Here is an 8,338-nt window from a genome sequence, read left to right on the forward strand (position 1 = left end):
CCGCGCGCGATCGATGCCGCGGAGCCGCCCGCCCCCGCCGCGCCGCCGGCCCGCCCCGCCGCGCCGCAGCGGCGCTGACCACGACCAAGCACGACCAACGAGGAACCGCCATGGCCGGACAGGCCCTTCCCGTCTCCCCCCTCGCGCTGCCGATGCCCGAGATGCCCCCCGTGCCCGGCGTGCAGGTGGCCACCGGCATGGCCGAGATCCGCTACCGCGCACGCGAGGACGTGATGGCGATGGCCTTCCCCGCGGGCACCACGGCGGCGGGCGTGTTCACGAAGAACCGCTGCCCCGGCGCGCCGGTCGAATGGTCGCGCGCCGCACTCAAGGGCGGCAAGGCGCGCGGCCTGGTGGTGACCTCGGGCAATTCCAACGTCTTCACCGGCAAGGCGGGGCGCGAGACCTGCGCGCGCACCGCCGAGGAAGCCGCGCGCATCCTGGGCTGCAAGCCGCGCGAGATCTTCCTGGCCTCCACCGGCGTGATCGGTGAGCGCCTGCCCACCGAGAAGCTGGTCGGTGCCCTGCCCAAGGTCTTCGGCGCGGCGGCCGAGGCCGGCTTCGCCCACGCCGCGCGCGCCATCATGACCACCGACACCTTCCCCAAGGCGGCGACCCGCACGGCACGCATCGGCGAGACCACCGTCACCATCGCTGGCATCGCCAAGGGGTCGGGGATGATCGCGCCCGACATGGCGACGATGCTCTCCTTCCTCGCGACCGATGCGAAGATTCCCGCGCCCGCTCTGCAGGCCCTGCTGAAGAAGGGCTGCGACAAGTCCTTCAACTGCATCACGGTCGATTCCGACACCTCGACCTCGGACACCGTGATGCTGTTCGCGACCGGTGTGGCGAAGCACCCGCGCGTGCCGGCCGAAGGCGGGCCCGTGCTCAAGGACTTCGCCCGCGCACTGAACGAGGTCCTGATGGACCTGGCCCTCATGGTCGCCCGCGACGGCGAGGGTGCGCAGAAGTTGATCCGCATCGACGTGACCGGGGCGGTGACCGCGCGCTCCGCCCACCGCATCGCCATGTCCATCGCCAATGCGCCCCTGGTGAAGACCGCGATCGCCGGCGAGGACGCGAACTGGGGCCGCATCGTCATGGCCGTCGGCAAGGCCGGTGAACCCGCCGACCGCGACAGGCTGTCCATCGCCGTGGGCGGCGTTTGGATGGCGCGCGACGGCGGCGTGGTGGAAGGCTACGACGAGACGCCAGTGGTTGCGCACATGAAGGGGCGCGAGGTCGAGATCACCGTCGATATCGGCCTGGGCAAGGGCAAGTCCACCGTGTGGACCTGCGACCTGACGCATGGGTACATCGACATCAACGGGTCGTACCGGAGCTAGTGCCGGCACGGGGCGCGGCGGGGGAGGGCTCTGCCCTCCCCCGGACCCTTTGGCGGCAGCGCCGCCAAAGCCACCAAGGGCTCAAGGCCCTTGGAACCCTTGACTTGATCGGGGGATTTGGTGAGCGGCAGGGCGCGCGCGTCGCATCCGTGCCACCGACGATGCCCCTCCCCGGATCCCCCGGTTCAATACCCGCGGTCCAGGGGGCCGTAGCCCCCTGGTGGGGGAGGTTCGGAGGGGGCAAAGCCCCCTCCTGCAGCGCCCCATGACGATACTGCTCGGCATGGTCGCGTTGCTGGCGACGTGCGCCTGGATCACCGGGGCCGTCTGGTTCCTGCGGTTCTTCCGTGCGCCGGCGGTCGAGGTTCCGGGGCGTGTCACGCTGTTGCTCGCGGTGACCGGCCGCACCGACGGCCTGCCGTTGCTGTTCGCCGCCCTGGCGCGCCAGACGCTGCGCCCGCGCCGCATGCGTGTCGCACTGGAGGCCGAGACCGACCCTGCGCTGGCCCAGGTGCGCGAGCTGGAGCACCTGCTGCCCTTCCCGGTCGAGGTCGTCATCGCCGGCCCTGACGACACACGCAGCCAGAAGGCGACCAACATGATCGCCGCGCTGGCGCGCGTGGATGCGCAGGACGATGCGCTGGTGCTGCTCGATGCCGACATCCTGCCGCAGGACACCCGGTTGTCCTGGCTGGCCACGCCGGCGCTGAACCGTGCCGCGGACGTGGTGACCGGCTATCGCTGGCATGCGCTGGACGGCGCGGGGCCGGGGCGGCATGTGGTGGCGTGGCTCGATCGCTCGCTTGCGCTCGGTCCGCGCTTCCTGGCCTCGGGCCTGGTCTGGGGCGGCTCGGTGGCGATCGCGCGCGATGCCTTGGTGCGCATGGATCTGCCGGATGCGCTGTCCCGGACCTTCTCGACCGATGGCGCGATCAGCGCTCGTGCGCGCGCGCTTGGCCTGCGCGTGCTGACGCGCCGCGCGGTGCTGCTGCCCACGCCGCCAGAGGGTGGCGACCGCGAGGCGATCGCCTTCAAGACGCGGCAATTGCAGATCGTGCATGTCTATGTGCCCTCGCTGTGGGTCTGGCTGGGCGTGGCGCTGCATGCCGAGGCGCTGGCGCTGCCGCTGGCGCTGATGGCGATCGCGGGTGACGGCCTGGCGCTGGCTTTCGTCGGTGTCGTCGGCGCGGTTGGCGTGGCGCGCGCGCTGCTGCACGACCGCGTGACGCGCGCGGTCGGCATCCGCGAGGGTGCGCCGGCGCGCGCGGCGCAGGTGGCGCTGGGGGCGCTCGCACCGGTCACCGCCCCGGCGGTGGCTGCGCTGTTCTGGACCAGCGCGCGCACGCGCGTCATCCGTTGGCGGCACATCGACTACGAGGTGCTGGGGCCCGAGCAGGTGCGCGTGCTGCGCCGCCGCGGGCCCGGCGCGGCCGCATGACGCCTGGCACCTGCCCCATCACCGGGGAGGATGCGGTGCTGGTGCAGGAGGTCTCGCCGGGATTGCTGCGCGGGCTGTGGCGCCGTGCCTTCGGGGTGGAGCCGACGCCGCTGCCCGCCGGGCGTATCGGCGTCTGGCGCAGCCCCTGCGGCCTGGTCTTCTTCGCCCCGGCGGAGGAAGGGGACGGGGCCTTCTACGAGGCGCTGTACCGCCGCCTCGATGCCGGCGGCCGGGTGCGCGCGGCAGGGCGCGACCGCGCCGAATACCCGCATGCCGCGGCGCGCATCCGCGACGGCGACGCGGTGCTGGAGGTCGGCGCGGGGGCCGGCGCCTTCGCGCGGCTCGTGCCTGGCGCGCGGTATGTCGGGCTCGACCCCAACCCTGGCGCCTATGCCGACCGCGCAGCCGATATCCGTGCCGAAAGCCTGGCCGCCCATGCCGCGGCCAATCCCGGCGCCTATGACGCCGCCGTCGCGTTCCAGGTAATCGAGCATGTGGCCGACCCGCTCGCCTTCGCCGCCGACATGGCGCGCTGCGTGAAGCCCGGCGGGCTGCTGATGCTGGGCGCGCCGGTCTGGCCCTCGGCCATGACGGCGATCCCGGATTTCGTCTTCAACGCTCCGCCGCATCATCTGTCCTGGTGGAGCGAGGCGGCGATGCGCGCCCTGGCGGCCCGGCTTGGCCTGGTGGTCGAGGAGACCCGCCTGCTCCCGCCGGTGCAGGCGCAGCCGCTGATCCACTGGATGGGCCGCCTCGCGCCGATCAAGGCGCCGCCCGAAGGCCCGTGGTTCGCCGCGCGGCGGTCCTGGTATGCGTCGCTGGCGGTGTCGATCCTGCTCGGGCGCATCGCCGCCGCGCTGCTGCCGCTGCCGCGCAACGCCGCGCCCATGTTCGTGCTGCTGGTCGCGCGCAAGCCTTGACGCCGGGCGCGCGGGCGCCGTTCCTGGGGTGCCCATGCCCGATTCCGCCGTGACCTTCGCGCCGCTCGAGACCGCGCGCTTCCTGCTGCGCCCGCTGCGCGCCGGGGATGCCGCCGAACTGCACCGCCTGGTGAACGACTGGGAGGTGGCGAAGACCCTCGCCCGCGTGCCCTTCCCCTATCCGCGGGACCTCGCGGATGAATGGATCGCCTCCACCGCCGAGCGTATCATCGAGGGCGAGGCGTATCACCTGGCCATCGCGCGGCGCGAGGACGACGTGCTGGTCGGCTGCTGCGGCCTGACGCGCGACCGCGAGGACCGCTCCGCCGATCTCGGCTACTGGGTCGGCCGGCGGCACTGGGGGCAGGGGATCGCGCCCGAGGCCGCCGGGCGACTGGCGCGCTGGGCGCTGGCGAACCTCGACATCGACCGGATCACCGCGAGCGCGCTGTTGGACAATGCGCGCTCCTCCGCGGTTCTCGCGCGCATCGGCTTCCGCGAGACCGGCACCGGCGCGCAGGATTTCCTCTCGCGCGGTGGCGCGATGCCCGTGCGGCTGTTCGAGGCCGGGCGCGCCGATGTCGCACCCGCGCCGGCCGCCGCGGCGCCGGTGCCCGAGCCCGCGCCGGGCGGCAAGCCGATCCTGCTGGTCGCGGCGGTCGGGCTGATCGACCCCGACAATCGCGTGCTGCTGGCCCGCCGGCCGGAGGGCAAGCCGCTCGCCGGCCTGTGGGAATTCCCCGGCGGCAAGGTGCATCCGGGCGAGACGCCGGAGGACGCGCTGATCCGCGAATTGAAGGAGGAGCTCGGCATCGACGTGACGGCGGCGTGCCTCGCACCCTTCGCCTTCGCCTCGCATGGCTATGAGCGTTTCCACCTGCTCATGCCGCTGTTCCTGTGCCGGCGCTGGCAGGGCATGGTGACGCCGATGGAAGGCCAGGCGCTGGCCTGGGTGCGGCCGCAGAAGCTCGCGGACTACGCGATGCCGCCGGCGGATGTGCCGCTGGTCGCGCTGTTGAGAGATTTTCTGTGACCCACAGACGGCGGGCGCCGGCATGCGCCGGCTTGGCTTGCGCGCCGTGCACTGTTGCGCCGGGCAGGGCTGATGGTCTGGGCGCGGTCGCGCCTTGCACTCCCGGATCGCGCCTGCGCGCGATCCGAATTGGAGGGCGCGCGCTACTCCGCTGCTTCCTCCGCCAGCCAGGGCCAGCGCAGCTTCACCACCGGGCTGTCCGGCTTGTAGGCCAGGCAGGTGCCGATGATGCGCGGCTTCTCGCGCACGCCCGTCGCCGCCTCGCGCGCCTGCTCCTTCGCGCGGCGCACCGGGTAGAGCGTCTGGTAGGCGACCGTCGCCATCTGCGCCAGCACCTCGCGCAGATGCGTGCAGCCGAGCACGCCGCCGACACGCTCCTGCACCGCGCGGTTGAACCCCGGGCCGATCTTCAGCCCGGCCAGTGCCGCGAAGTTCGGCGCCGCCTGCGGGCAGATGGCATAGGGCGTGTGATCGGAGGCCGCCTCGCAGGCATGGATCAGCAGGTCCTCGTCGATCGTCAGGCGGATCCACATGCCATGCAGCGGCGTGCCGGCCGGCAGGAAGCCCCGTTCCTCGTTGTCGAAGCCGTAGGACTTGGTGTCGAGCAGATGCGCCTCGATGTCGAACAGCCCATCGGCGCGGCGATAGCCGTGCATGTCGATCTGGCGGCGATGCATCGGTTCGCGGGCGGCGGGGTCGGACAGCGGCATGACGGACCTGGCGTGCGGTGCAGCAGGACCGGTATCGCAGCCGGCGCCGGAAGACCAGCCTGCGCCCGGCATGCCTGGGGTGCGGGCGCGGTTGCCGCGCCGCCGGCGCGGTTCAGCCCGCACCCTCGTCGCGCAGCAGCGCCGCCACCGCCTCGCGCGGGACATCGCCGCTGGTGAAGCAATCCCCGGCGCCGCGCATCAGCACGAAGCGCATCGTGCCATCGCGGTTCTTCTTGTCCTTCGCCATCCGCCCGAGCAGCGCATCGACCGTGAAGCGCCGCGGCAGGTCCGCGATGCGCGCCGGCAGCCCGCAGGCCGCCAGGTGCGACACGACGCGCGAGGGCCATTCCTGGCTGCACTGCCCGAGCCTGGCCGACAGCGCCGCGGCCAGGCCAAGCCCCACCGCCACCGCCTCCCCGTGCAGGACCGAACCGTCGAAGCCCGCCTCGGCCTCCAGCGCATGGCCGAAGGTGTGGCCGAGGTTGAGCAGCGCGCGGCCGCCCTCGGCGGATTCCTCGCGCTCGTCGGCGGCGACCACCGCGGCCTTGAGCCGGCAGGATTCGATGACCGCATGGGTCAAGGCGGCGGTGTCGCCGGCCACCACGGCCGCACCATGCGCCTCGCACCACTCCCACAGCGGGCCCTGCAGCAGCCCGTGCTTGGCCACCTCGGCGTAGCCGGCGCGCAGTTCACGGGGCGGCAGCGTGGCGAGGGTGTCGGTATCGGCCAGCACGATGCGCGGCTGGTGGAAGGCGCCGGCCAGGTTCTTGCCGGCCTTGAGGTTCACCCCGGTCTTGCCGCCGACGCTGCTGTCCACCTGCGCCAGCAGCGTGGTCGGCACTTGCACGAAGGGCACGCCGCGCATGGCGATGGCAGCCGCGAAGCCGGCCAGGTCCCCCACCACGCCGCCGCCGAGCGCCACCACCGCGGTGCGGCGATCCAGTCCCGCCGAGAGCATCGCCTCCAGCACATCCGACAGGCGGGCGAAGTCCTTCGATCCCTCGCCCGGCGGCACGGCGATCTCGGTCAGCACGGACAGGCCCGCGGCCTCGAGCCCGTCGCGCAGCGCGGGCAGGTGCAGCGGGCCGACCGCCGAATCGGTGATTACCACCACCTTGCGCGAGGGCAGCAGCCCCGCGACCAGCCCGCCGGCGCGCGCCAGCAGCCCGGGGCCGACCAGCACCTCGTAGCCGCGATCCCCCAGGCCGACCGGCAGGCGCTGGGGCGCGACGGCGGTGGCCAGCGCATCCTGCACGCGGCGCGTCGTCGCCTCGGGGCTTTCGTCGGTGCAGGTCACTGTCACGTCGGCCTCGGCGTAGAAGGGATGGCGGGCGGCCATCAGGCGGGCGAGCACCTCGGCCGGGTCGGCGTTGAGGAACATCGGCCGGTGCTCGCGCCCCGCGACGCGGCGCAGCAGCGTGGGCATGGCGCAGCGCAGCCAGAGCGTGGCAGCGCCCGAGGCCTTGATCGCGGCGCGCGTGGCGGCATCGGCAAAGGCGCCGCCGCCGGTCGCGAGCACCAGCGGCGGTCCGGCCAGCAGGCGGGTGATGACGCGGCGCTCGCCGTCGCGGAAATGCGGTTCGCCGTAGCGGGCGAAGATTTCCGTGATGGGCATGCCGGCCGCCGATTCGATCTCGGCGTCGGCATCGCGGAAGGGCAGGCCGAGGCGTGCGGCCAGGCGCTTGCCGATGGCGGTCTTGCCCGCCCCCGGCATGCCGACCAGCACGATGCTGCGCGCCGCCGCCGGGAGCTGGCCGGGCGGTGGGACGGGGTTGAGGTGGTCTTCTTCAGGAAGATCAAGGGCGGAGTTGCGCGACACGGGGGCGAAGGCTAGAGCAATACCCGGCCGGATGGAATTATCCGGTCGGATTTCGTGCTCGGGAAAACCCAGATCCTAGAGCATCTTATGCTTGATCGGTGGAACCGCGTGGCGGTTGTGCCGACCAGGGGCTGCCCTGGCAGCGAAACCCGACCCGAAGGGAGAAGCCGCCCGCGATGTCCCGCAGCCCGCTCATGATGATCCTGCTTCTGGTGCTCGGCGCCGTGGCGGTCGGGCTGCTGGCCTTGGGCGCCTTCCCGCCCGCCGTGCCGCCGCAGCAGGTGGAACGCCCGCTGCCCAACGACCGCTTCAGCACCGGGCGGTGAGGGGCGGGCGGAGCCCTGACCGCGGCCCCGGACGAAGCCGACGCGCCGCCACCCGAAGGGACACCCAACTCGGAATCGCGCCACGCGCGATCCGGGAGCGCACAGCGCGACCGCGCCCAACCTGCCCGCCGCCGCCGAGGCGCCATTGCATGGCGCGAAGGCAAGGCCGGCGGATGCCGGCCGCCCGCCGTCTGAGGGCCTGAAAACCGTGCCCCAGGTCGAAGCCTTCCTCGAGATGCTCGCCGCCGAACGGGGTGCCGCGCGCAACACGCTCGCCGCCTATGCCGCCGACCTCGAGGATTTCGCGGCCTTCGTGCGCGCCCGCGGCATGGCAGTGCATGCCGCCGATGCCGACACGCTGCGCGCCTGGGTCGAGGGCCTGGCCGCGGCCGGCTTCGCCGCACGCACCCAGGCCCGGCGCCTGTCCGCCATCCGCCAGTTCCACCGCTTCCTGGCGCGCGAGGGCATCCGCCCCGACGACCCGACGGAATTGCTGGAAAGCCCGCGCCTGCCCGCCAGCCTGCCGCGCGCGCTGAGCGAGGCGGAGGTCGAATCGCTCATCGCCGCCGCGGCCGCGCTGCCGGGCCGCCGCGGGCCGGTCGCGGCCGCGGCGGTCGAACTGCTCTATTGCTCGGGCCTGCGCGCGAGCGAACTGGTCTCGCTGCCCGCCGGGGCGCTGCGCGAGACCGAGGGCCAGGTCGCGGTGCGCGGCAAGGAGCCGGAAGAGGACACGCCCGAACCGC

Annotated in this window: 8 protein-coding genes; 6 read left to right on the forward strand and 2 right to left on the reverse strand. The window is 73.3% G+C overall.

Annotation, left to right across the window (positions count from 1 at the left end; genetic code table 11):
- Positions 1 to 110: 110 nt before the first annotated feature.
- The 4 genes from argJ to HW578_RS28320 all read left to right on the forward strand — a co-directional run bounded on the left by argJ (position 111) and on the right by HW578_RS28320 (position 4,740).
- On the forward strand, positions 111 to 1,349 hold the full coding sequence (gene argJ, locus HW578_RS19235) for a bifunctional glutamate N-acetyltransferase/amino-acid acetyltransferase ArgJ (protein ID WP_198372330.1): 1,239 nt from the start codon (positions 111 to 113) through the stop codon (positions 1,347 to 1,349).
- Positions 1,350 to 1,614: 265 nt separating this feature from the next.
- Positions 1,615 to 2,787, forward strand: a complete 1,173-nt coding sequence (locus HW578_RS19240; RefSeq protein ID WP_198372331.1) for a glycosyltransferase — start codon at positions 1,615 to 1,617, stop codon at positions 2,785 to 2,787.
- Positions 2,784 to 3,707, forward strand: a complete 924-nt coding sequence (locus HW578_RS19245; RefSeq protein WP_198372332.1) for a class I SAM-dependent methyltransferase — start codon at positions 2,784 to 2,786, stop codon at positions 3,705 to 3,707. Before HW578_RS19240 ends, HW578_RS19245 begins: the two co-directional genes overlap by 4 nt.
- A 34-nt stretch (positions 3,708 to 3,741) precedes the next feature.
- The gene (locus tag HW578_RS28320) at positions 3,742 to 4,740 is read left to right on the forward strand and encodes a bifunctional GNAT family N-acetyltransferase/(deoxy)nucleoside triphosphate pyrophosphohydrolase (protein WP_198372333.1); all 999 of its coding nucleotides are present in this window, start codon (positions 3,742 to 3,744) and stop codon (positions 4,738 to 4,740) included.
- 143 nt (positions 4,741 to 4,883) lie between these two features.
- Here HW578_RS28320 and HW578_RS19255 read toward each other — a convergent pair whose 3' ends face one another.
- Together HW578_RS19255 and aroB are read right to left on the reverse strand one after the other, a co-directional pair.
- A complete protein-coding gene (locus HW578_RS19255) occupies positions 4,884 to 5,450 on the reverse strand; it encodes a DUF2889 domain-containing protein (protein ID WP_198372334.1) in 567 nt (188 codons plus the stop codon).
- A 112-nt stretch (positions 5,451 to 5,562) separates the two neighbouring features.
- A complete protein-coding gene (gene aroB, locus HW578_RS19260; RefSeq protein ID WP_369407931.1) occupies positions 5,563 to 7,269 on the reverse strand; it encodes a 3-dehydroquinate synthase in 1,707 nt (568 codons plus the stop codon).
- A 176-nt stretch (positions 7,270 to 7,445) separates the two neighbouring features.
- On the opposite strand from aroB, the gene HW578_RS19265 reads away from it, so the two are divergent.
- Together HW578_RS19265 and HW578_RS19270 are read left to right on the forward strand one after the other, a co-directional pair.
- Positions 7,446 to 7,595, forward strand: a complete 150-nt coding sequence (locus tag HW578_RS19265) for a hypothetical protein (protein WP_198372335.1) — start codon at positions 7,446 to 7,448, stop codon at positions 7,593 to 7,595.
- A 208-nt stretch (positions 7,596 to 7,803) separates the two neighbouring features.
- The coding region (locus HW578_RS19270; protein WP_369407932.1) for a site-specific integrase at positions 7,804 to 8,338 on the forward strand (535 nt) is incomplete at its 3' end.

The sequence above is a fragment of the Roseomonas rosulenta genome (assembly GCF_016106005.1).
GTDB lineage: Bacteria > Pseudomonadota > Alphaproteobacteria > Acetobacterales > Acetobacteraceae > Neoroseomonas > Neoroseomonas rosulenta.

Excerpts from the sequence above, each read along its gene's own strand:
- HW578_RS19265 (WP_198372335.1), top strand. The coding sequence starts at position 7,446 with ATGTCCCGCAGCCCGCTCATGATGATCCTGCTTCTGGTGCTCGGCGCC.
- HW578_RS19240 (WP_198372331.1), top strand. The coding sequence starts at position 1,615 with ATGACGATACTGCTCGGCATGGTCGCGTTGCTGGCGACGTGCGCCTGG.
- HW578_RS28320 (WP_198372333.1), top strand. The coding sequence starts at position 3,742 with ATGCCCGATTCCGCCGTGACCTTCGCGCCGCTCGAGACCGCGCGCTTC.
- HW578_RS19255 (WP_198372334.1), bottom strand. The coding sequence starts at position 5,450 with ATGCCGCTGTCCGACCCCGCCGCCCGCGAACCGATGCATCGCCGCCAG.
- HW578_RS19245 (WP_198372332.1), top strand. The coding sequence starts at position 2,784 with ATGACGCCTGGCACCTGCCCCATCACCGGGGAGGATGCGGTGCTGGTG.
- argJ (WP_198372330.1), top strand. The coding sequence starts at position 111 with ATGGCCGGACAGGCCCTTCCCGTCTCCCCCCTCGCGCTGCCGATGCCC.